This window comes from Stagnihabitans sp., from assembly GCF_964946895.1.
In genome coordinates this window covers 265,791-288,294 of record NZ_CBBQHX010000001.1, presented here as the reverse complement: position 1 = coordinate 288,294, position 22,504 = coordinate 265,791, and the positions used below count along the sequence as shown (strand labels likewise).

Genomic DNA, 22,504 nt, shown 5'->3' with positions numbered 1-22,504 from the left:
GCAAAGACCCCGGTCAAGGGGTCATGGGTTGACGTTGGGTTGGGTTGGGCGAAAAGCCAGACGGGTGGGACTAGAATGCGTTCTTTTAACGGTTTTCACGGAATTTCGGCCCGCGGGGCGCTGCCGGTGCTGACGGCCCTGCTGCTGTCGGCCTGCGCCAACACCAGCAATCTGGATTGGGATCTGCGCAACAACGCCGGCGCCACCTCGACGGCGGTGGAGCGGGCCACGGACTCGCGGCCGGCGGCTGACAGCAACGGGGTGATTTCCTATCCCGGCTATCAGGTCGTGGTGGCGCGGCGCGGCGATACGGTCGCCTCGGTGGCGGCACGTCTGGGCCTGCCCGCCGACCAACTGGGCTCCTACAACGCCCTGCAAGCCTCTGACACCCTGCGTCAGGGCGAGATTCTGGCCCTGCCCGTGCGGGTCGATGCCCAGCCGGCCGCCCTGCCGGGAAGCACGGGCGCCATGATCCCGGACACGTCCGGCAGCACCGGCGCCACAACCAGTGGCATCGACGTCGAGGCCATCGCCACCACCGCGATCGACCGCGCCGGAACCACCACCGCAGCCCCCCCCGCCAAGACCGGCACGCCGACCAAGGCCGGGGCGCTGCCCTTCTCGCAACAGGGTTCGGGTCCGGTGCCGGTGCGCTATCAGGTCAAGCGCGGCGAGACCGCCTTCACCATCGCGCGCCAGTTCAACATCTCGGCCAAGGCCTTGGCCGACTGGAACGGCCTTGGGCCCGACCTCTCCGTGCGCGAGGGGCAGTATCTGATCATCCCGACCGCCGCAGATGTCTCGCGCCTGCCCGACGCGGCGGCAGCGGCCTCGGCGACGGTGGACACCACCCTGCCCGGCCAAGGCTCGCCGACCCCCGAACCGCCCTCGGCCAAACTGCCCCTGCCCACCGAAAAGACCGTGACCGCGGCCGAAGCCGCCAAGCAGGCCCCGCCCGCACCCGATCTCGGCGGCCAGCGCACCACCGCCTCGGCGGCAGCCATGTCGATGCCGGTCGATGGCAAGATCATCCGCAACTATGACGGCAAAAGCAATCAGGGCATCGACATCGCCGCCTCCGCCGGCGCCAATGTGCACGCAGCCCAGGACGGCAGCGTGGCCGTGATCACCCACGACCCGGCCTCCGGTTCGCTGATCGTGATCGTCAAGCACGCAGGCGGATTGCTGACCGTCTACGCCGGACTTGATACCGCCAGCGTGGCCAAGGGGGACACCGTCAAGCGGGGCCAGACCCTTGGCACCGTCAAGCCCGGCAACCCCGCGCAACTGCACTTCGAAGTGCGCCAGGGCCAACAGTCGGTCAACCCGCTCAGCTATCTGCAATAGGCCAATGTGGCGTCCGTGGCCGGCAGCCGGAGGGGTTTCACACCCCTCCGGACCTCCCCGTGGGATATTTGTGCCTGAATGAATTAAGGAACTTTTAACCCGTTTCATCCAGGTGAAAATATCCACGGGGGGTCTGGGGGGGCTGTCGGCCCCCCAGCCGGGTCCGCAGAGCGGCGCTTTAACCCGTTAAAGCGCTATGCCTTCGCGGGCGGCGAGGTCGCAGAAGAATTGCCACGCCACCCGGCCAGAGCGGGCGCCGCGCGTGGCTTGCCATTCGATGGCCTCGGCGTGCAGGCGCTCTTCGCCGATCGCCACGCCATGCGCCGCGCAATAGCCGCGGATCATCGTCAGGTAATCGTCCTGGTTGCAGGGGTGGAAGCCCAGCCACAGCCCGAAGCGATCCGACAGCGAGACCTTTTCTTCCACCGCCTCGCCGGGATTGATCGCCGTGGCGCGTTCGTTGTCGATCATGTCGCGCGGCATCAGGTGGCGGCGGTTGGAGGTGGCGTAAAACAGCACATTCTCCGGCCGCCCCTCGATCCCGCCATCCAACACCGCCTTCAGCGATTTGTAGTGCTGATCGTCGCCCGAAAACGACAGGTCATCGCAGAACAGGATGAAGCGGCAGGGCGCCCCGTTCTGATGGGCGGCGCGCAGATGGCTCAGCAAGCGCTGGACCGAGGGCAGATCCTCGCGGCTCAACTCCACGATTTTCAGATCCAGCCCCTCGCCGCGCACCTGGGCATGGATCGCCTTGACCAGCGAGGATTTCCCCATGCCGCGCGCGCCCCACAGAAGCGCGTTGTTGGCCGGCAACCCCCGCGCGAAGTGCCGGGTGTTGGCCAGAAGCGTATCGCGCGAGCGGTCGATACCGACCAGAAGCCCGACATCGACCCGAGAGACCTGCCGGACCGGCTCCAGCCGATCCGGGGCCGTGTGCCAAGCAAAGGCATCGGCCGCGGCGAAATCCGGGGCGGGGAAAGGCTGCGGCGCCAGTCGTTCCAGCGCCGCAGCAATCCGTTCCAGCGCCATCAGGTCAGCAGTCACTCTTCGTCCTCATCGACCCAGGTGCCATCCGCCCTCGCCTGCTTTTCCGCCGTCTTTTCAAAATAGACGATGATCCAGATCGACACTTCGTACAGCGGATAAATCGTCGCAAACAGGATCAGCATCGAGGTGACGTCCGGCGGCGCGATCATCGACGACAGAAGCATGATGCCCACGACCGCATATTTCCGCGTCGATTTCAGCCCCTTGGAGCCGATCAACCCGGCCTTGCCCATCAGTGTCAGCAGAACCGGCAGCTGGAAGCACAGGCCGAAGGCCAGCAGAAACTGCATGGTCAGCGCAAAGAACGCCTCGACAGAGCCTTGGAAGATCACGCCCTGCGGCACCTCGGACAGCGGGTTGGCGCTTTGCATGGCGGCCTTGAAACTGTCCTGATAGCTCAGGAAGAAGTCGAAGGCATAGGGCAGCACCACCAGATAGGCAAAGCCCGCGCCAAGGCAGAACATGATCGGCGACGCAAACAGGAAGGGCAGAAACGCCATCTTCTCGTTGCGGTACAGCCCCGGTGCCACAAAGCGCCACAGCTGGAAGGCAATCACCGGGAAGGCCAGCACAAAGCCGCCCCACATGGCGATCTTCAGCGTCACGAAGAAGCCTTCCTGCACCTTGATCAGCACGAAGGTACAGTCCTGATGCCGCACCGCCAGCGCCTGACACATCGGGCGTGACAGGAAGGCGAAGACATAGCTCCACCAGACATAGCAGATCATGAAGCCGACGACATAGCCGCCGATCGAGATCATGATGCGGTTGCGCAGTTCCTTCAGGTGCTCGATCAGCGGTGCCGCACTGCTGTCGAGGTTTTCGGTCTGGCTCATGCGTTGTCCGCCTTCTTCTTGCGCGAGGCCTTGGGGGGTGTGTCCGCGGCCGCCAGATCGGCGCCGGCATCACCGGCGGTCTCGGCCTTGCGCTTGGGGCTGCGTTTGCGCGGGGCCGGTTGGTCAGCCTCGGCCGGCCCAGCGGGCTCGGGTGCGGCAACCACAGGGGCTGCGGCATAGGTCCCCGCCTCGATCGCCTTCAGCTTCTCGGTCTGTTCCTGCAATACCTGCGCCCGCAGCGCCTGCTTGTCATAAAGCGCCTGCGTCGCCGGGCCATGCCCCCCGGGCGCTTCCGCCGGGGCGGCTGTCACGGCAGGGGTGGCATCAACCGCAGTCACCGCAGCGGCAGCGTCGGCCTCGGCCACAGCGGCCAGATCGTCGTCCACCTCATCGGCAACCGCATCCTCCGGCCCGCGCAAGGCCGGCGGCAAGACCACGGGCAGAACCTGACTGCGCGCCGGCATGGTGACCGTCGGCTTGGCCACGTTCTTCATCGGGTCCCACTTCTCGAACTTGTCCGCCGCCTCGCGCACCTTGTCCAACCCCAGCGACGAGGCCGAGGTCGACGCCTTCAGGTCACGCGCCACGTCGCTGACCCCGGTCTCCTTGGCGGCCTGTTCCATGGCCCGCGAGAATTCGCGGCTCATCTGGCGCAGCTTGGCGGTGAAGCGGCCCAGCTGGCGGAACATGTCGGGCAAGTCTTCGGGGCCAATGAAGATCAGCGCCACGACGCCGATGACGATAAGTTCTGGCCAGTCAAATCCGAACATGATGGGTCAATCCAGGCCTTCAGGCCTGATCTTTTTGTTCGATCGGCGTCACGTCCTTGGCAACCGGGGCGGCGGCGGCCTCTTCCTTGGCGATGTCGGCCTTGCCTTCGTCAATGCCCTTCTTGAAGGCGCTGATGCCCTTGCCGACTTCGCCCATCAGGTTGGACACTTTGCCCTTGCCGAACAGGACCAAGACGACGACGGCGATGACCAGGATGCCAAGCGGCGATGTCATATGCATGAGAAATCTCCTTCAGGTGCGGAATGCACCTTGCTGGCCGCCACTCTGCCCGACAGCGGACCAACCGCAAGGTCCTCTTTGGCGCAAAGATCCGGGCAGGCTTGCGCAAATGCAGACTTACCGCCATATTTCTGTCAGTAGCCCGGAAGTGATCCATGCCCCGTTCCGACCGCCTGTTCGACCTGATCCAGATCCTGCGAGATGGCCGTCTGCACCGCGCCGCCGATCTGGCGACGGCGCTGCAGGTCTCGGTCCGCTCGATCTGGCGCGACATGGGGGTGCTGGCCGCCTCCGGCATGCCGGTCGAGGGCGAGCGGGGTGTGGGCTACATCCTGCGCCAACCCCTGACCCTGCCCCCGATGATGCTGACCCCGGCCGAGATGCTGGCCCTGCGTCAGGGCGTGCGGCTTGTCGCCGCCGGTGCCGACCCGGCCCTTGCGGCGGCGGCCCGCAGCCTTGCGGCAAAGATCGCCACCGTGGCCCCGGCCCCCCGCGATGACGCCGAAGACCTGTTCACGACCCGGGGCCCGGAACCGCAACGCGCCGGCCCGCACCTGCCCCTGCTGCGCAAGGCGATCAGACTGGGCGAGCGTCTGACCATCGCGCTTCTGGATGACCACGGCCAATTGACGCAGCGCGACATCCGTCCCCTTGCCCTGTCCTTGACCGAAGGCACCTGGGTTCTGGCCGCCTGGTGCGAGCAGAAGGCCGGATTCGAGGACTTCGGTCTGGACCGCCTGCTCGACATCGTTCCGCGCGGCGAGACCTTCCCGCGTGAGGCGGGCAAGCGGCTGGCCGACTATCGCAAGTGGCAGACCAACCCAGGCTGACTGCGCGAAACGGGTGTCGCGTAGAGACGGAAGGAAGACGCAAGGAAGACGCGAAAAAGACCGCCGCATTTTGCAAAACCCCGCCAAATCCGGGCCTTGTCGGTCGACCTTCACCCAACCTCAGCCCGGGAAGACAAAACAACTGTCGCGCCGGACCCTCATCCACAAGACGGTGCCGGGCTGGGGCAGCACGGCCCCCGGCACAGCGACGGTGATTGGCGTGCCGTCGGCGTCCAACCGCAGTTCAACAAGGCTTTCCTGACCCAGAAACCGCGCCCGGGTGACGATCCCGCGTGCGGCAGTGCTTGTGGCGGCGCCCTCGGCCGGCGTCGGATTCGGGCTCCCACCGCTTTGGTCGGGGTCGATCTTCAGATGCTGCGGGCGGATCACGATGTCGATCGCCGCGCCATCGGCATGGCCCGGGGTCAGGAAACTCCCAAACGCCGTCTCGGTCAAACCTTTGCGAGAAACCCCTCGGATCACATTGATATCGCTGAAAAACGCAGCCGCCTCCCGATCGACCGGCGCGGTATAGATCGTATAGGGCGCGCCCCTTTGCACGATGACGCCCGCCCGCATCAGGGCGATCTCATCGGCCATCCGCATCGCCTCGTTCGGCTCATGCGTCACCAGCAGAACGGCAGTGCCTTCCGCCTTCAGCACATCCAGCGTCGCATCGCGAATGCCGTCGCGCAGCCGGTGATCAAGGCCAGAAAACGGCTCGTCCATCAGCATCACGCGGGGGCGCGGCGCAAGGGCGCGGGCCAAGGCGACCCGCTGCTGTTCGCCCCCGGACAGCTCGTGCGGGTGCTTGGCGCCAAAGCCGGAAAGGTTCACCTTTTCAAGAAGTTCATCGACCCTCTTCATGCGGTTTGGCACCGCACGGCGCAGGCCGAAGCCGATGTTGCCCGCCACCGTCAGGTGCGGAAACAGGGCGAAATCCTGAAACATCAACCCCACCCCGCGGGCCTCTGGCGCAATGGTGCGACCGGCGCCAAACACCTCGACCCCGTCAATCAGGATGCGGCCGGTGTCGGGGGTTTCCACCCCGGCGATCATCCGCAGCGTCGTGGATTTGCCGCAGCCGGATGGGCCCAAAAGGCAGGTCACCTGCCCCGCCTCCACCACAAGGGATAGATCCGACACCACCCGCCGCCCCCCATAGGTGCGCGACAGGGACTGCACGACAAGGCGCGGCGCGGCAGAGGACGGCGGCAAGGTCAAGGAAAATTCCCTATGGTTTTGATCGGAAAACCCCTATCAGCCCGCGCCCAACCCGGCAAGACGCGCGCCTCAGCGGGCCAGAACCAGTTCCGCCTTGAGCCCGCCCAAAGCCTCGCTTTGCCCCAACCGCAAGGTGCCGCCGTGGGTGCGGGCAATGTCGGCGGCAATCGACAGCCCCAGCCCGACACCGCCACCCTTGTTCGGATCGCGGGCCGCGTCCAGCCGGGTGAAGGGCAGCAAAGCCTCCTCGCGCCGCGCTTCCGGGATGCCGGGACCGTCGTCCTCCACCACAAGGCGCAGCGTGCGGTCCGACAAACTGGCGCTGACCACCGCCCGACTGCCATAGCGCACCGCGTTGCCGATCAGATTGTCCAGCGCCCGCATCACCGCCTGCGGCCGCAACCGCACCGGGACAAGCCCCTCGCAAGGCCCCAAAGTCACCGCAAGACCGCCGCGCCGGGCCTTGTCGATCACCTGCGCCACAAGGGCGGCGGGATCGACCTCGACCGTTTCCTCCATCGCATCGCCCCGGGCGAAGGCGAGGAATTCATTGACCAATCTTTCCATATCCTCGACATCGCCCACCAGCGCCGCCGTCTCGTCATCCTCGGGCAGCATCGCCAGCCCCAGCTTCAGCCGGGTCAGGGGGGAGCGCAGATCGTGGCTGACGCCCGACAGCATCAGGGTGCGCTGCTCGATCTGCCGCTCGATCCGGGCGCGCATGTCCAGAAAGGCGGTGCCCGCCGCGCGAACCTCGATGGCGCCGCGCGGTTTGTAAGGCAGGTTCTGGCCACGCCCGAACGCCTCGGCCGCGGCAGCCATCCTAGTGATCGGCACCAACTGGTTGCGCAGAAAGGCAAAAGCCACTGCCGTCATCAGAACCGAGGCCAGCAGCATCACCACCAGCAACTGGTGCGGGTTGCTGGCCGAGACGCGGATGCGCGGCACCTGTGCCAGCATCGGGCCAAAACGGGTCGTCAGCCACAGGTCCACGGACCTAGGGTTGGCCTGCAGATCCACCACGTTCAGTGCCGGCAAGGCGTCATGCATGGTCGAGCCGATCTCGCGCCCCGACAGGTCCCAGCCGTCGCGCAGATCGGTGGCGGGCGGGGTTCCGGCAGAGGGCAATTCGACAACCATTCCAAGGCCGTCCGCCACCTCAGCCACCCGCGCCTGCGCCGTGGCAAGGTCGCCAGAGGCTTGCACCTCGTTCAGCAGGAACTGCACCTCCAACGAGACGCCACGCGACATCTGCCGGGTGACCCCGTCAAAATGGCGCTGGATGAAGATCACCGAGACGACCAACTGAATGGCCACCACCGGAGCGATCAGGATAAGCGCCGCCCGCCCGTACAGGCTGCGCGGCAGATAGGACTTGAGGCGGAATGTCATGCCGCAACCCTAGCCGCCTTGGCCCCGGCTTGCAAAGGCCCACCCTGCGGACCGGCGGAAACTTGGGTCTTGAGGCCGCCTTGCTTGCGCGCAATCATGCGCCATGACCCAGATCCAGACCCTGCGCGCCGCCAATCCCGGACCCTTCACCGGCCCCGGCACCAACACCTATCTTCTGGGCGAGGATGAGGTGATTGTCGTCGACCCCGGCCCGGATTTGCCCGAACACCTGCAGGCCATCACCTTGGCTCTGGCCGGGCGCAGGGTAGCGGCAATCCTTGTGACCCATGCGCATCTTGACCATTCCGCCCTCGCGCCCCGCCTGTCCGGGCAAGTCGATGCCCCGGTGCTGGCCTTTGGCGACGCGCTGGCGGGTCAAAGCGCGCAGATGCGCCGTCTGGCCGCCGAGGGATTGACCGGCGGCGAAGGCAGCGATCTGGCCTTTGCGCCGGATCAGACCGTGGCTGATGGCCAAACCCTGCACCTTGCCGGCCTGCACCTGCATGTGATCCACACGCCGGGCCACATGGCCAATCACATCTGTCTGGCGCTGGATGATACGCTGTTGTCGGGCGATCATGTGATGGGCTGGTCCACCTCGATCGTCTCGCCCCCCGAGGGCGACATGGGCGCCTACATGGGCGCGTTGCGCAAGTTGCAGGGGCGAGGCTGGCGGCGGTTTCTGCCCGGTCATGGGGAGGCCATCGCGGCCCCCGAGGCGCGGCTGACCGAGCTGATCGCCCACCGACAGGCGCGTGAGGTGGCCATCCTGTCGAGCCTTCTCGCCGATGGCCCCGCCAATGCCGAAACGCTCGCCCGTCGCATCTACACAACCACGCCGCCCGCCCTGCTGCCCGCCGCCGCGCGCAACGTTTTGGCCCACCTGATCGACCTGCAATCGCGCGCCAAGGTCGGCGTCGAACCCGGCCCCCTGACCCACGCCAGCTTCCACCCGGTCTGAGCGGACTCTGCCACCGGCAAACCCGCTCTTAAGATTACCACCCCAAGCCATCATTTTTCCGCCTCTCCCCCCTTGCCGCCCCCAAACACGCTTGTTATAGACCCCACATGTTCCGGCGTAGCTCAGCGGTAGAGCAGCTGACTGTTAATCAGCTGGTCGTTGGTTCGATCCCAACCGCCGGAGCCAAATCCTTCAAGGATTTGAACATGATAGGGCGCCTCGCAAGAGGCGCCCTTCATCATTTGATCTGCGTGTGATCCGCCCCTTGAAACGTGTTTTCACAGGCGCGCAGGCGGGGCCCACCTGCCCCAAGGCGGAACCCAGCCCAACCCCGATCCAACACGCTGGCGCCCGCCACGGGCGACAGGACCGTCCCGCCTGACCTGGCCGCCTACGGTCACGGCGCGGGCAGAATTGCCGGGACCGGTCGGCCCGATCTATCCGACCTGTGGAGGTGGGAAATCCTAACGCAGGTTAGGGCGCGTTCCCGAGGGTTCAGGATTCTGAGGGGGCGCTGCAGATCGGCCAAGATCGTTCGCGGCATGACAGTTTGGCGGGAAACCAAGACCATGACATCAAACCCAAGTTCTGCGGCGATTGCCGCCTTCGACATATGCGAGTCGCTTTTGCTGGCCCTTGTCGACCTCAAGATCCTGACCACACCGCAGGTCATCACGGTTCTGCAGGATGTGGCCGAGGTCCACCGCAACGCCCCGCCCGATCACGGTCCGCCGCATCTGCATCGCGAAGCGGCAGATCGGGTGGAACGCCTGATCCGGGCCCGCGTTCCAAAAGCATGACGGCAGCGCGGCGCAAACTTACAGACGATAGCGGTTGATGTGCAGCATGAAACCATCGCCCCGGTAGATCGAACGGACGTATTCGCAGACCTGATCGGTTTCGGTCGCGGTCACCCGCCAAACCGCCAATACCGGCGCGCCGGGGGCAATCTGCAGATACAGCGCCTCGTCTGCCGTGGCGGGCAAAGGCTCGAAGAGCGCGTCGGCCCAGGCGGGAACCAGTCCCCAGCCATGCGCCATCTGGTGATAGAGCGAGCCTTCTGCGAAATCCTCGCGTCGGGCCTGCGGATACAGGGCCATCGGCAGATAAGCGTCTTCGACGGCCACCGGCCGCCCGTCGATCGTGCGCAGGCGGCGCAGGGCAAGGAAGGCTTCGGTTCCGGCCACCTGCAGGTGCCTGCGAAACGCCTCGGGCAGGCTGACATCGGTGGCGAAGTCGATCAGGGTCGCGCCCGCCACGCCGCCCAGACGCTGCACTTCCGTGGTGAAGCTGTGAAAGCCCGACACGCCCGTCATGCGGGCTGTCGTGGTGAAATAACCCCGGCCCTGCGCGCTGTAGATCGCCCCCCGCGTCTCCAGCAACTTCAGCGCCTGCCGGATCGTGACGCGCGAGACACCGAACTGGCGCGACAGATCCCCCTCGGACGGCAGGGCGTGATAGGCCCCTTGACGCATCGCAATATCCTCGCTGAGGATTTCGGCGACCTGCAGGTAAATCGGGGCGCCGGGGCGGCGGATGGGTTTGCGCGCCGGCACAGCGGAACTGGGCTCGGGGCCGGCGGACGGCGGTTGGTCAGGCGGAAGTGGCATCGTTCAGCCTCGCGCCGGTTTCGACGTCGAAGAAATGCGCCTGATCGGGCGGCAGGTGCAGGGCCAGGGTGGCCCCCGGCTCGATCCGGTGCCGCGCCGGGAAACTGGCGACAAGACGTTGTGTGCCAAGACTGCCGGTGACAATCAGTTCCGGCCCGGTCAGTTCGGAGACGTCGATCCGCAGCGCAAGGCTGGCGCCCTCTGCCCCAAGGGTCAAGGCTTCGGGCCGGATGCCAAGGATGACCCTGTCCGCCGCCGCCGCTTTGGGGCGGGCCAAGGGCAGCACAAGATCGGACCCGTCGATCTGCAGGCCGCCCGCGCGCCACACGCCGGTCAGCATGTTCATCGGTGGCGCGCCAACGAAGGTTGCGACATATGCCGTGGCCGGGCGTTGATAGATATCCTCCGGGGTGCCCCATTGTTCAATTTTGCCGCCCCGCATCACGGCAATTCGGGTGGCCAGCGTCATCGCCTCGATCTGGTCGTGGGTGACATAGACCACCGTGGTCTTCAGCATCTGGTGCAGACGTTTGAGCTCGGTCCGCATCTCCATCCGCAGCTTGGCGTCGAGGTTGGACAGCGGTTCATCGAAGAGGAAGATCTTCGGGTGCCGCACCAAGGCGCGTCCGATGGCGACGCGCTGGCGCTGACCGCCGGACAACTGGCTGGGTTTGCGGTCCAACAGCGGTTCGATCTGCAACAGCCGGGCGGCCTCCAGCACCGCCTTGTCGCGCTCGGCCTTGGGAACCTTGCGCATTTCCAGCCCGAAGCCGATGTTGCGGGCCACGGTCAGGTTCGGGTAAAGCGCATAGGATTGAAACACCATCGCAATGTCGCGATCCTTGGGATGCACGCCAAGGATGGATTTCCCGTCAATGCGGACGTCGCCCCTGGTCGGCTCGGCCAATCCCGCGATGATGTTGAGCAGCGTGGATTTCCCGCAGCCCGAGGCGCCCAGCAGCACCAGAAACTCGCCGCTGTCGAGCGCGATGTCGATGCCTTGCAGCGTCTGCACCTCGCCGAAGGATTTCCACAGGCTGTCGATGGCAAGCGAACTCATGCGGATTTGTCCTGTTCCTGTCCAGCAAATTGGCGCGGCGCGGTCGAGATGGCCTGCGAGGCGATGGCAACGCCCTGCGCCAGGCATTCTGCCAAAGGCAAATCCCGGGCGAGAGCGGCCAGAAAGCCCGCGTTGAAGATATCGCCGGCGCCGATGGTGTCGATGACCTGAACCGGCTTGGCCGGGGCGTGGTGGGTCTGGCCCTTGGCATCAAGCACCTGTGCGCCCAAGGGTCCACGCTTGACGACAACCAGCGCGCCCGGAGGCATGATCCGGCGCAGGTCCGGCGCTGCGGCGTCAATCGTGTCGCGCCCCGCCAGGCCAGTCGCCTCGACCTCGTTCAAAAGGGCAACCTTGCTGCGCGCCAGCCAATGACTGGCCTGCCCGCGAGCCCTATCCGTCCAGCCCTGCGTGGGCCAGCCGGTGTCCAGCGCCACGTCGATGCCGTGCCTGTCCGCCCAATCAAAGATCTGATCATAGGCCGAAGCCAGCGCCTCGGTGACAAAGCCGCCTGACAGCAGCAGAAACCCACCTTGCAAGGCCGCACCGTGGAGGCTGGCCAGCGTGTCTGTGGCGGTCATGTCCAGCAGATGGCCCTGCGTGGTGAAGAAGCTGCGCTCGCCATCGGGATGGGTCAGGCCGACCGACAGCGTGGTGCGGCGCGGGCTGACGGGCCAGTGCGGCGCATGGTCGGGAAAGGCAGCCGCCAGCCAGCTGCCGAAGTGATCCGCGCCAATATTGGCGGCAAACTGGAAGGACAGGCCCATCGCCGCCCAAGCCAGCGCCGTATTGCCCGCCGAGCCACCGACCCGCAGGTCATCATGCGCCACCATCACCTCGGTCCCCGGCTGCGGCCAGGGCGCGACCGGGCCAAGTATCAGGTCGACATTGACATTGCCGATCAGGCCAAGCGGGCGCATTCACTCCACCCGCGTGATCTTGGAGGAGCGCAGCGGGGTGCCCGCATCCACCACCCGCGCCGCCGCAAAGCCGATCATCAGGCGCTGTGCGGTGGGCAGCATGGCAAAGACGGCGGCCAGGTCAGAGGCTGGCGCGAAGGGGATCGTGACCGCTCCCGCCACTGGCGGCAGGCCGGAGCTGTCAAACAGCACGCAAGGCGCGCCGGTGGGCCCCACCGACTGCGCCATGCCCGTCACCAGACTGGCGGTTGGATCGTCGCCGCGAAACAGGATGACGCCCAGATCGGGGGCCAGCATCTCCATCGGGCCATGGCGCAACTGGCCGCCTTCCAGCGCAAAGCAGGGGCGGCGGGAAAGCTCGGTCAAGCCAAGCGCCAGCGCCTCGGCCAGGCCCTGCAGGCGGCGGCCAGAGGTGACGACACCGCGCACCGCTGACAGCGCCACCAGCGCGGCGGCGATGTCAGGCTCGACCGGGGCCCGAAGCACCGCCAGCGCCTGGCCAGGATCGACCCCCAAGGCCGCCAGCACCGCCAGATGCAGGGCCAGCGTCACGGTCAGGCTGCGGGTGGCGGCAAAGGCGTGTTCGGTGCCGCCGTGGCCTACCAATGATGGCGCGCGGTGCGCCAGGGACGATCCCGCCTCCAGCGTCAGGCCAAACACATCGGCTGGCTTGTCGGCGGTATCGAACCAGCGGATCACCTCGGCACTTTCGCCCGATTGCGAGGTGACCAGCACGGTCTTGCCCGCCAGCGGCACCGGCGCGCCCAACTGTTCGGACAGCGGCAGCGCCAGCGCATCAATGCCACAGGCGCGGTACAGCGGCTCGACCACCCGGGCCACGGCATGGGACCCGCCCATCCCCAGCAGGACCAGCGCCCCCGTGCGCCGGACCGCTTCGGCCACGGTCTGCGCCTTGGTCAGGTTCTGGTCAAACGAGGCCAGGGCATCGGCATGCTGGCGCGCCATCTCGCGGTCAATGGCCTGAAGGCCTGCGGGTTTGCTGGTCATGGTCATCCTTTGACACCACCACTGGTCAGCCCCGAAATCAGGGCGCGTTGCATGAGAAGGCCCAACAGCACCGGCGGCAGGGCGGCGATCACCCCGGCGGTAGCAATCATGCCATAGTCTGAAACCCGTCCCCCGGCGATATCGGCAATCGCCACCGTCAAGGTCTTGGCCCGCAGGTCCGAGGTGAAGAGCAGGGCGTAGAAGAACTCATCCCACGCCAGCAGGAACGCGAACAGCACCGCCGTGGCGATGGTGGGCAGCGCCAGCGGCAGGGTGACGATGCGCAGCGTCTGCCACAGATTGGCACCGTCGATCATCGCCGCCGCCTCGATTTCCTTGGGGATGCCGTCAAAGCCGGATTTCATCAGCCATGTGGTGAAGGGGGCGAGGATCGTCAGGTAGACCAGCGCCAGCGAAAAGACGTTGTTGAGCATGCCCAGGCTGGCCAGCCCCATGTAAAGCGGCACCGCCAGCGCCACCGGCGGCAGCATGTAGGTGGCGATCACCGCATTCAGGCTCCAGCCGACCGAGGGCGTGCGCGACACCGCCCAGCCTGCCGGCACCGCCACCACGATGGCGGCGATGGTCGCCAGCCCCGCCACGATCAGGCTGTTGGCGAGCGACGAGGTTACCACCGCCCCGGCACTGTTCTCCACCCGGGACAGCAGCGTGGCATAGCGTGACAGGTCCACCGTGCTGGGCCACCAGACCAGCGGCTTGGCCGACAGATCGGCCGCTGGAGAGATGCTCATCACGAAGAGCCAGACCACCGGCGCCAGGATCACCGACGCCAACATGAGGGCGGCCAAATGCAGCAGGACCTTGGTCAGGGGGCTTTGGCGTTCCATCAGTCCATGCTCCCCGCCGTCTTGCGCAGCAGCCCGCCATAGGCCAGCGCCAGCACGCTGACGATCAGCGTGACGATCAGCGCCAATGAGGCGCCCGAGCCTGCGCGCTGGAAGGAAAACCCCTCTTGATAGACCAGGATTGACAAGGTGCGGGTGGAATTGGCCGGACCGCCCCGCGTCATGATCCAGATGATGTCAAAGACCTTGAACGCCTCGATCGTGCGCAGGACCAGCGCCACCATCAACGGGCCCGCCAGATGCGGCAGCGTGACATAGCGGAACCGCCGGAACGGCCCGGCACCATCGACGAGAGAGGCTGCAATGGTGTCTTTCGGCACCGCCTGCAGCGCCGCCAGCGCAATCAGCGCCACCAGCGGAAAATTCTTCCAGACATCGGCAAGGATGATCGCCCACATGGCACTGGACGGTTCGCCCAGCCAAGACCGATAGGCGTCAATCAGGCCCAGTTGCGTCAAGGCCGCATTGGCCGCCCCATATTCCGGGTTGTAGATCAGCCGCCACAGCGTGGCATTGACCACGGTGGGCAGCGCCCAAGGGAGGATCATCAGGGCCCGCAGCAGGGTGCGGCCATAGAACTGCTCGTTCAGCAGCAGGGCCGCCAGCACCCCCACCACCATCTCGATGGCGACCGAAGCCAAGGCGAACCACATCGTCGCCCACAGCGTTTTCTGAAAGGCGCTGCCACCCAGCATCTTGGCGTAATTCGCAAAGCCCACGTAATCGCCTGCCGAGCCGACCAGCTTGGCGTCGGTGAACGACAGCCGCACCGTCTCGGCCAAGGGCCAGCCGATCACGCCGACCATCACGACCAGCAAAGGAAGCATCAGCAGCCACGCACGCGTGGACACCCAGGTGCCTGACATGGGAGATTTCCTTGAGGCAAGCCCCCGGGCGGTCTGAACCGCCCGGAGGATCAGGTCACAGACCGCTGTTTTCCGCAGCCGTCGCCAGCGCATCTTCCGGCGTCGCGGTGCCAAGCAGCGCCTCTTGAATGGCCTGTTGCAGGGCCACCGACAGTTCCTGATACTTCGGCGTCGTCGGGCGCGGATACATGGCTGCCAGACTGACCTTGGCCGCCGCGATCAGGTCTTCCTGACCCTTGGCAATCGCCGGATCGTCGTAGGACGAGGCCCAGATCGGCAGGCTCAGCTTGGCGTACTTGTTCTGCTCGGCCTGCGAGGTCAGGAAGGCCACGAACTTCCACGACTCGTCGGGGTGCTTGCTGGCTGTGGTGATGCCAAGCCCCATCGAGCCGTTCATCGCCGAAACCGTGGACTTGCCTTCAACGCCCGGCGCGGGAACGACACCGACATGGCCGGCGATCTTGCTGTCCTTGGGATCATTGGCCATGTTGTACATGTAGGTCCAGTTCAGCGCAAAGGCCGCGTCGCCGTTCTCGAAGACCTTGCGCACGTCTTCCTCAAGGAATTCCTTGGAGTTCGGATTGGTCAGCCCGGATTTGTAGCTGTCGACCATGTATTTCAGCGCATCGAGGCCACCGCCGGTCTGGAAGGCGGGCTTGCCGTCCTTCAGGAAGTCGCCCCCGAAGGCCGACACCAGCGTGGTGTAATCGCAGATGACGGCCTCGGCCTGCGACCAGCTCCAGGCGATGGGGGTGGCCAGCAGGCCCTTGTCCTTGATGATCTGGGCGTCCTTGGTCAGCTCGTCCCAGGTCTTGGGCGGGGCGGCGATGCCGGCCTTGGCAAGGATGTCCTTGTTGTAGAACAGGTACTTGGTGTCCAGAATCCACGGCATGCCATAGTGCTTGCCGTTGTAATCCACCGTGGTCCAGGCGCCGGGCAGCACACCCTTCTTCATGTCGTCGGTGACCTTGGAGGTCACATCGACCAGCACGTTGTTGGTGGCATACTCGGCCGGCCAGATCACGTCGAACAGCACGACGTCATAACCGCCGCCCGAGCCTTGGGCGAGCACGGTCTTGTCATGCAGACCTTCATAGGGGACAAATTCAAGGTTGACCTTGATGTCGGGATTGGCCGCGGTGAAGTCCGCCGCCATCGCCCGCACGTCGGCCTCGCTATAGGCCGCCTGGGCCATGAACAGCGCGTTGATCGTCGTCTCGGCAAAGGCGGTGGTCGAGGCGGCGGTCAGGATCATCGCCCCGCCCGCCACGGCCCGCGTCATCGAAAATGTCATCTAAACCTCCGTGTTGATTTGCGTTTGTCCGCAATTTGTACAGGGACTTTGACGGACGGCGTCGGATGACAAGGCCCCGCGCGCGTCGATTCGAACCTGCTGCAAACAGGTGTAGGCTTGTTAATACAAGTGGTCAAATGAAGTCGCAGCCCCGGGCGAGGTCAGTCCCACCAAGGTGGCCAGCCCTCGGCAGATGCCGATCTTTTGGGCCAATATGCCGGATCGGGTCTTGTCGAACCCTGCGGCGGGCAGGATGGCTTGCCGGGCCGATGCACAATGGACCATGGCAGCAGGGCGCGCAGATGTCCCTGCGCGCCCTGCCCCATTTCTGTCCGGCTTGCCTGCGGTCAGGCGAAGGCGAAATCGTGGTGGTCGATCTGCGACACGGTGGTGTTAGACAGGATCACGGTGTCCCCAAAGCCATCGGTGATCTGCACGGTCGATCCCACCGCCTTGATCGTCAGCATCTCCCAGGTCATTCCGGTGAACTCCAACACATCATGGCCGTGGGTGAAGTTCTTCACCGTGTCCATGCCATCGCCCTTGGCAAAGACGAAGACATCATTGCCAGCACCACCGGACAGAAGGTCGGTCCCCGTGCCACCGATCAGGCGGACATTGGCGCCATCGTCCGCCGACAGGCTGTCATTGCCCGCGCCGCCGATCAGAGTGTCGAGCCCGGTGCCGCCATAAAGCTTGTCAGCACCGTCACCGCCCAGGATCATGTCATTGCCGATCCCGCCATAGATCAGGTCATTGCCCGCCCCGCCGTCCAGCCTGTCGTCGCCCGCCATGCCGAACAGGTTGTCGGCGCCCTCAAGGCCAAGGATCGTGTTGGCCAGGGAATTGCCGACGATCTTGTTGTCCAAGGCATTGCCGGTGCCGCTGGTGGCCGACGAGCCTTCGGTCAGCCAAAGTTCCTCGAAGTTGGTACCGAGGATGTGGTTCAGCGCCGACATGACCTTGTCATAGCCCTCCCCTGCAAGTTCCGTGACGGTGTCCTTGGCATCGTCGATGTAATAGACGTCATCGCCTGCCCCGCCCGCCATGGTGTCCGCGCCGGACTGGCCATCCAGCACGTCATTGCCCTCGCCGCCATAGATCAGGTCATTGCCGTCGCCCGCGCGGATGAAGTCGTCGCCCGTGCCGCCGTAGATGTCGTCATGGCCCAAGCCTGCGGTGATCTTGTCATCGCCGCCGTAGCCCATGATCACGTCGTTCATCCCATCGCTGCCGTCGATCATGTTGCCATGCAGATCGGTATAGCCGATGTTCAGCTGGTCCGCTGCATCGGTGCCCTCGACCGGCGAGGTGTGGATGGTCAGCGTGCCCGCGCCGATGCCGTCATGGCCGTCGCCGGTCAGATAGGTCACCTTGGTGTCGCCGCTGTTGGCCGATCCTTCGATGGTCACCTCGCCATGCGCGCCAAGGGTCAGCTTCTCGCCCGTGGCCAGCGTGACAGTGTCGCCTTCGCTGACAGCCACGCCGTTCAGATGCGTGATATGCACCGCCGCATCGCTGGCTGAAGCGTCATTGGCCAGAAGATTGACAGTGTGAACGCCCTTTGCGGCCACATTGGCCACGTCGTCGGTGGTGCCCAGGATCTTCGGGATCAGGGGTGCCACTTGCGGGGCAAGGGCAACGGTGTTGACCGCCCCCAGATCCAGCGTGAACACCACGTCATTGTAATTCTGGTCGCCGCCGTTCCACAGATCCTCGAAAGCCATCTTCAGCAGTGCCTTGCCATCCTCGATCAGCAACGAGAAGCGGACGTGGTTGAAGTGGTCGCCGTTCAGCGCATAGCCGTTGTCGGCCGACGCCGCCGAATGATAGCTGTTGGAGCCGTAGACGGACTTGATCGCCGTCGATTTGCCAGCCTCGTCAACATAGTACAACACCGGGTTTGCGGTGGCGTTGACATTGGCCGGACCGCCATTGGCGGCGCGAAACTCGAAATGGCCGGTGGTCTTTTCCAGCAGGCCGGCCGTGCCTTGGTCATAGGCGTCGGGCAGGATGAAAAAGCCAATCGAATCCGCTGTTGCAAAGTTCACATCCACGGCGGACAGGCCGGGCGTCAGATCGCCGCCGCCGCCGTTCTGCGAGGCGTTGGCGAAGACGATCTCAACGTCGTGGATCGTGCCATCCGGGGCGATGTGGTACATGCCCAGCGTGTTGCGGTAGCCCGCCGTTTCGCCAAGAAACGTGATTTCGCCCGCATAAGCCGAGGCGATGCCAAGTTGGGTCAGGTCAAGGATCATCAAATTCTCCGGTCGGGCGGCCCCTGTGGCCGGTGCCGATCTTGGGTGGGTGCGAGGCCGGCGGGTCCCGGATTCACGGGGCCCGCCGCTTCGCCGTGACCGCTTCTCCCACGGCACGACGCGAAAGGCTGTCCGGCAGCCGGATAGACGGGCACGCGAAGGGATACCGGGGGACCCAAGGCCGGGGTGTATTTTGCCGGAATGGAGTGCCAAACTATCCAATCAGGCAGATGGCACGCAGGGGCTTTTTGATTAGACCTTGTCTATCCAAGGCTGCGTGAAATCATTATTTTCTTGAACCTGCATCTCCCGTAGAGGACGCAAGACAAGCGGTCCGACAGGCCGCCCCAGGATGGAAGGACCTCGCATGGCTATTGAAAAAGTGGATACGCTGATCATTGGCGGCGGTCAGGCGGGTTTGGCCCTGAGCGAGCATCTGGGCAAGCGCGGTCTGCCGCATCTGATCCTTGAACGCGCCCGGATTGCCGAACGCTGGCGGTCGGAGCGCTGGGATTCGCTGGTCGCGAACGGCCCGGCCTGGCATGACCGCTTCCCGACGCTGGGCTTTGACGACATCTCGCCGGATGCCTTTGCCACCAAGCACAGGATCGTGTCCTACTTTGAAACCTTTGCCGACAAGATCAAGGCTCCGATCCGCTGCGGGGTCGAGGTGACCAAGGTCGAGAAGCTGGCCGATGGCAGCTTCCGCGCCGAAACCTCGGCTGGCGTGGTCGAGGCCAAGAACGTGGTCGCGGCCACCGGACCCTTCCAGAAGCCGATCATCCCGACCGTGGTGCCGGAAAGCACCGGCATCGTGCAACTGCATTCCTCGGCCTACAAGAACCCCGGCCAACTGCCGCAAGGGGCAGTGCTGGTGGTGGGCGCGGGCTCTTCGGGCGCGCAGATTGCCGATGAACTGATGCGGTCGGGCAGACAGGTGTACCTGTCCGTCGGCCCGCATGACCGCCCGCCGCGCGCCTATCGCGGCAAGGATTTCGTCTGGTGGCTGGGTGCCTTGGGCCAATGGAACGCCCGGACGCGCGCGCCGGGGATGGAGCATGTGACGATCTCGGTGTCGGGCGCGCATGGCGGCCACACGGTGGACTTCCGGCAGCTCGCCGCTCAAGGGATCACCCTTGTGGGCCGGGCCGGGGCCTTTGCCGACGGCGTGATGACCTTTGCGGGCGATGTGGCCGCGAACGTGAAGCGTGGCGATGAAAATTACCTGTCGGTGCTGGATGCCGCCGATGCCTATATCGCCGCCGAGGGTCTTGATTTCCCGCTGGAACCCGATGCCCGCACTTTCCTGCCGGACCCCGCCTGCATGACCGACCCGGTTCTGTCGCTGGATCTGGCAAAAGCAGGTGTCACGTCAATCATCTGGGCCACGGGCTTTGCCCTCGATTTCGGCTGGCTGCAGGTCGATGCCTTTGACGACAAGGGCCGCCCGGCGCATGACAAGGGCGTGTCGGTGGTGCCGGGGCTGTATTTCCTGGGGCTGGCGTGGCTGTCGCGCCGCGCCTCGCCGTTCATCTGGGGTGTGTGGCACGACGCCGATCACATCGCCGGGCATATCGCGGGCCGCTGACAGGACAGGGCCGGGGGGCAGCCCTCGGCCCGCCCTAGCCTGCCAGACTGATGATCGCTGTCCCGAAGGCAGACAGGATCGCCCCCACCCAGGCCTGCGGCGTCGGGGCCTTGGCGGTCACCAGCCAGATCATCGGCAGGATCACCACGGGCACCGTCGCGGCCAGCGTCGTCACCAGCCCGACATTGCCCTTGGCCAGCGCCGCCATCATCAGCGACATGCCAACGCAGATGCCCAGGAACGAGGCCGCCGCCACCTGCACCTGCGGGCCAAGCCCGACCCTTGGCCCGACGCGCCGCCACATCACCGGCGTCAGGCCCACAAACACCGCCGCCGCGAAACCTGCCCGGACCGTGGTCGCCACAAACGGATCGACGCCCGAGGCCATCACCGGCCGAGCGCACAGCATGCCCAGTGCCTGCACCAAGGCCGTCAGCACGCCAAGCCCCAGTCCGGTCAGCGGCAGTCCCTTGCCCACGCCACGCACCGGCCCGACCGCCAGCACGATCCCCGCCAGCACGATCGCCACCCCCAGCATCTGCCACAGCGTGATCGTTTCGCCCAGCACCACGTAGCCCAGAACCAGCGAAAACGGCGAGGTGAGCGAGAACAGCAGTGCCGTCAGCCTTGGTCCGATCTGCTGGATCGTGGCGTTATAGGCCAGATTGCCGATGATCATCCCGAAGAAGCCCGAGGCGGCCAGAAAGCCGATCTGCCACGGCTCGGGCGTCTTCCATCCGGTGATCAGCAGCGCAATCAGCACCGTCATCCCGAACGCCGATGTCAACTGCAACCGGGCCGAGCGATAGACGCCCAGCTTGCCGCTCGCCTGCCCCAGAAGCATGATACTGCCTGCCGTGCAGCCCGCCGACCCTACGGCCAGTAATTCCGAAACTGCCATTGCCGCCCCTTGTCACAGGGCTTCAGGCCCCCAAACGTTCCAACAACGTCCCATAGGCGGTTTGGCCCTTGCGGAACACATCCAGCCGGAAGAATTCGTCCGGCGCATGCAGATTTTCGTCGTCATGGCTGAAACCGAACATGACGGCATGCAGGCCCAAGTGTTCCAGCAGCGTGGTCATCACGGGAATCGAGCCCCCCAACCGCGTGCTATAGGGCGCACGGCCATAAACCTCGGTCAGGATCTGGCTGGCTATGGCGGTGGCATTGTGGCCCCGGGGCAACAGGAAAGGGTCGGCGCGGCCCGGATTCCGCAGGGTTTCAGCGGTGACCCCTGCCGGAGTATGCGCCGCCACATGCGCGGCGATCAGGTCAAAGACCCGCTCCGGCGACTGGTCGGCCACCAGACGGCAGGTGATCTTGGCACGCGCCTCGGCAGGCAGCACGGTCTTGGTCCCCGCCCCCTGCCAGCCACAGGTCAGCCCGTTCACATCCAGCGTCGGCCGCGCCCACAGCCGTTCGCGCGTCGTATAGCCCGGCTCGCCAAAGGGTGCGGGGGCTCCGGTCTCGGCAAGGTAAGAAGCCTCGTCATAAGGTATCCGCGCGATGGCGTCGCGATCGGCTTCAGTCAAAGGCCGCACGTCATCATAGAACCCGGCCACCGTCACCAGCCCGTCCACCGATTTCATCGAGGCAAGGATATGCCCCAAGGCCATGCCCGGATTGGCAATCCCGCCGCCATGCAGGCCAGAGTGTTGATCCGACCGCGGCCCTTTGACGATGATTTCCAGCGACACCAAGCCCTTCAGCCCCTCGACCACCATAGGCTGATCCGGCGACCATTGCAGGCCATCCGCCGAGAAGATCATGTCGGCTTTCAGCCGATCGGCATTGGCCGCAACAAAGGGCGGCAGGTCGGGCGAGCCGATTTCTTCCTGACCTTCGAAGAAGAATTTCACATTCACCGGCAAGCGGCCCGTCGTCTTCAGAAGCGCTTCACAGGCAAGGATCGGGATCAGCATGCCACCCTTGTCATCCGACGCGCCCCGCCCCCACAGCCGCCCGTCGCGCACCTGCGGCTGAAAGGGCGCAGAGGTCCATAGCTCATACGGCTCTGCCGGTTGCACGTCGAAATGGCCGTAGATCAGGATCGTGGGCTGACCCGGCGCATGCAGCCAGTCGGCGCAGACGACCGGGTGACCCGCTGTCGGCAGCACCTGCGCATGTTCGGCCCCCGCCGCGATCAGGCGGGCTTTCACCCATTCGGCGGCACGCCTCACGTCCGGAATATGCGCCGGGATGGCCGAGACCGAGGGGATGCTGACGAAATCCACCAACTCGTCGATGAAGCGCTGTTGCGCCCGGTCCAGATAGGCTTCCCATGTCATGATGGCGTCCCCGTGCTGTGGTCTTGCGCCATCGTGGCCCGATGCGCGCCGCTTGCCAAGAGCGGCAAAGGCGGTGCCACGCCCTTCTCAAGACA

21 protein-coding genes and 1 tRNA gene are annotated in these 22,504 nt (G+C 65.4%); 6 read left to right on the top strand and 16 right to left on the bottom strand.

Translation table 11 applies throughout. From position 1 onward, the window contains the following. The first annotated feature begins 75 nt into the window (after positions 1-75). Entirely contained in the window at positions 76-1,347 is a 1,272-nt protein-coding gene (locus AC1Y2B_RS01460) for a peptidoglycan DD-metalloendopeptidase family protein (RefSeq protein WP_482251252.1), read from the top strand. A gap of 186 nt (positions 1,348-1,533) precedes the next feature. On the opposite strand, the gene AC1Y2B_RS01455 is transcribed toward AC1Y2B_RS01460, so the two are convergent. The 4 genes from AC1Y2B_RS01455 to AC1Y2B_RS01440 are packed head-to-tail and all read right to left on the bottom strand — an operon-like array spanning position 1,534 to position 4,244. Then, positions 1,534-2,379 (bottom strand): ATP-binding protein, encoded by an 846-nt coding sequence (locus tag AC1Y2B_RS01455; protein WP_482251280.1) that lies wholly within the window; start codon positions 2,377-2,379, stop codon positions 1,534-1,536. A gap of 11 nt (positions 2,380-2,390) precedes the next feature. Next, on the bottom strand, positions 2,391-3,233 hold the full coding sequence (gene tatC, locus AC1Y2B_RS01450; RefSeq protein ID WP_482251251.1) for a twin-arginine translocase subunit TatC: 843 nt from the start codon (positions 3,231-3,233) through the stop codon (positions 2,391-2,393). Beyond that, positions 3,230-4,003 (bottom strand): Sec-independent protein translocase subunit TatA/TatB, encoded by a 774-nt coding sequence (locus AC1Y2B_RS01445; protein WP_482251250.1) that lies wholly within the window; start codon positions 4,001-4,003, stop codon positions 3,230-3,232. Before AC1Y2B_RS01445 ends, tatC begins: the two co-directional genes overlap by 4 nt. Before the next feature lie 19 nt (positions 4,004-4,022). Further along, a complete protein-coding gene (locus AC1Y2B_RS01440; protein ID WP_482251249.1) occupies positions 4,023-4,244 on the bottom strand; it encodes a twin-arginine translocase TatA/TatE family subunit in 222 nt (73 codons plus the stop codon). A gap of 155 nt (positions 4,245-4,399) precedes the next feature. On the opposite strand from AC1Y2B_RS01440, the gene AC1Y2B_RS01435 reads away from it, so the two are divergent. After that, positions 4,400-5,074 carry a helix-turn-helix transcriptional regulator gene (locus AC1Y2B_RS01435; RefSeq protein ID WP_482251248.1) on the top strand — a complete coding sequence of 225 codons (675 nt, stop codon included), beginning with the start codon at positions 4,400-4,402 and terminating at the stop codon, positions 5,072-5,074. A 120-nt stretch (positions 5,075-5,194) separates the two neighbouring features. Here AC1Y2B_RS01435 and AC1Y2B_RS01430 read toward each other — a convergent pair whose 3' ends face one another. Together AC1Y2B_RS01430 and AC1Y2B_RS01425 are read right to left on the bottom strand one after the other, a co-directional pair. Continuing rightward, complete coding sequence (locus AC1Y2B_RS01430; RefSeq protein WP_482251279.1) at positions 5,195-6,292, bottom strand: ABC transporter ATP-binding protein; 1,098 nt, start codon at positions 6,290-6,292, stop codon at positions 5,195-5,197. A 75-nt stretch (positions 6,293-6,367) separates the two neighbouring features. After that, positions 6,368-7,690: an ATP-binding protein gene (locus tag AC1Y2B_RS01425; protein WP_482251247.1), complete on the bottom strand. Its 1,323-nt coding sequence runs from the start codon at positions 7,688-7,690 to the stop codon at positions 6,368-6,370. Positions 7,691-7,793: 103 nt separating this feature from the next. Between AC1Y2B_RS01425 and AC1Y2B_RS01420 the strand changes: the two genes are divergently transcribed. The 3 genes from AC1Y2B_RS01420 to AC1Y2B_RS01410 all read left to right on the top strand — a co-directional run bounded on the left by AC1Y2B_RS01420 (position 7,794) and on the right by AC1Y2B_RS01410 (position 9,451). Then, a complete protein-coding gene (locus AC1Y2B_RS01420) occupies positions 7,794-8,651 on the top strand; it encodes an MBL fold metallo-hydrolase (protein ID WP_482251246.1) in 858 nt (285 codons plus the stop codon). 111 nt (positions 8,652-8,762) lie between these two features. Then, positions 8,763-8,837, top strand: a tRNA-Asn gene (locus AC1Y2B_RS01415). 383 nt (positions 8,838-9,220) lie between these two features. Continuing rightward, positions 9,221-9,451: a hypothetical protein gene (locus tag AC1Y2B_RS01410; protein ID WP_482251245.1), complete on the top strand. Its 231-nt coding sequence runs from the start codon at positions 9,221-9,223 to the stop codon at positions 9,449-9,451. An 18-nt stretch (positions 9,452-9,469) separates the two neighbouring features. Here AC1Y2B_RS01410 and AC1Y2B_RS01405 read toward each other — a convergent pair whose 3' ends face one another. The 8 genes from AC1Y2B_RS01405 to AC1Y2B_RS01370 all read right to left on the bottom strand — a co-directional run bounded on the left by AC1Y2B_RS01405 (position 9,470) and on the right by AC1Y2B_RS01370 (position 18,533). Continuing rightward, complete coding sequence (locus AC1Y2B_RS01405; RefSeq protein ID WP_482251244.1) at positions 9,470-10,261, bottom strand: GntR family transcriptional regulator; 792 nt, start codon at positions 10,259-10,261, stop codon at positions 9,470-9,472. Then, on the bottom strand, positions 10,245-11,321 hold the full coding sequence (locus AC1Y2B_RS01400; RefSeq protein ID WP_482251243.1) for an ABC transporter ATP-binding protein: 1,077 nt from the start codon (positions 11,319-11,321) through the stop codon (positions 10,245-10,247). Before AC1Y2B_RS01400 ends, AC1Y2B_RS01405 begins: the two co-directional genes overlap by 17 nt. After that, complete coding sequence (locus tag AC1Y2B_RS01395; RefSeq protein ID WP_482251242.1) at positions 11,318-12,241, bottom strand: carbohydrate kinase family protein; 924 nt, start codon at positions 12,239-12,241, stop codon at positions 11,318-11,320. Before AC1Y2B_RS01395 ends, AC1Y2B_RS01400 begins: the two co-directional genes overlap by 4 nt. Next, positions 12,242-13,249 (bottom strand): SIS domain-containing protein, encoded by a 1,008-nt coding sequence (locus AC1Y2B_RS01390; protein WP_482251241.1) that lies wholly within the window; start codon positions 13,247-13,249, stop codon positions 12,242-12,244. It abuts the gene before it with no gap. 2 nt (positions 13,250-13,251) lie between these two features. Further along, positions 13,252-14,097 carry a carbohydrate ABC transporter permease gene (locus tag AC1Y2B_RS01385; RefSeq protein WP_482251240.1) on the bottom strand — a complete coding sequence of 282 codons (846 nt, stop codon included), beginning with the start codon at positions 14,095-14,097 and terminating at the stop codon, positions 13,252-13,254. After that, positions 14,097-14,981: a carbohydrate ABC transporter permease gene (locus AC1Y2B_RS01380; RefSeq protein WP_482251239.1), complete on the bottom strand. Its 885-nt coding sequence runs from the start codon at positions 14,979-14,981 to the stop codon at positions 14,097-14,099. The genes AC1Y2B_RS01385 and AC1Y2B_RS01380 overlap by 1 nt, the downstream gene beginning before the upstream one ends. A gap of 55 nt (positions 14,982-15,036) precedes the next feature. Then, entirely contained in the window at positions 15,037-16,275 is a 1,239-nt protein-coding gene (locus AC1Y2B_RS01375) for an extracellular solute-binding protein (protein WP_482251238.1), read from the bottom strand. 347 nt (positions 16,276-16,622) lie between these two features. After that, the gene (locus AC1Y2B_RS01370) at positions 16,623-18,533 is read right to left on the bottom strand and encodes a DUF4114 domain-containing protein (protein WP_482251237.1); all 1,911 of its coding nucleotides are present in this window, start codon (positions 18,531-18,533) and stop codon (positions 16,623-16,625) included. A gap of 367 nt (positions 18,534-18,900) precedes the next feature. Between AC1Y2B_RS01370 and AC1Y2B_RS01365 the strand changes: the two genes are divergently transcribed. Beyond that, entirely contained in the window at positions 18,901-20,121 is a 1,221-nt protein-coding gene (locus tag AC1Y2B_RS01365; protein ID WP_482251236.1) for a flavin-containing monooxygenase, read from the top strand. 34 nt (positions 20,122-20,155) lie between these two features. Here AC1Y2B_RS01365 and AC1Y2B_RS01360 read toward each other — a convergent pair whose 3' ends face one another. Together AC1Y2B_RS01360 and AC1Y2B_RS01355 are read right to left on the bottom strand one after the other, a co-directional pair. Further along, positions 20,156-21,022, bottom strand: a complete 867-nt coding sequence (locus tag AC1Y2B_RS01360) for a DMT family transporter (RefSeq protein WP_482251235.1) — start codon at positions 21,020-21,022, stop codon at positions 20,156-20,158. A gap of 22 nt (positions 21,023-21,044) precedes the next feature. Beyond that, entirely contained in the window at positions 21,045-22,409 is a 1,365-nt protein-coding gene (locus AC1Y2B_RS01355; protein ID WP_482251234.1) for a dipeptidase, read from the bottom strand. Positions 22,410-22,504: the final 95 nt, after the last annotated feature.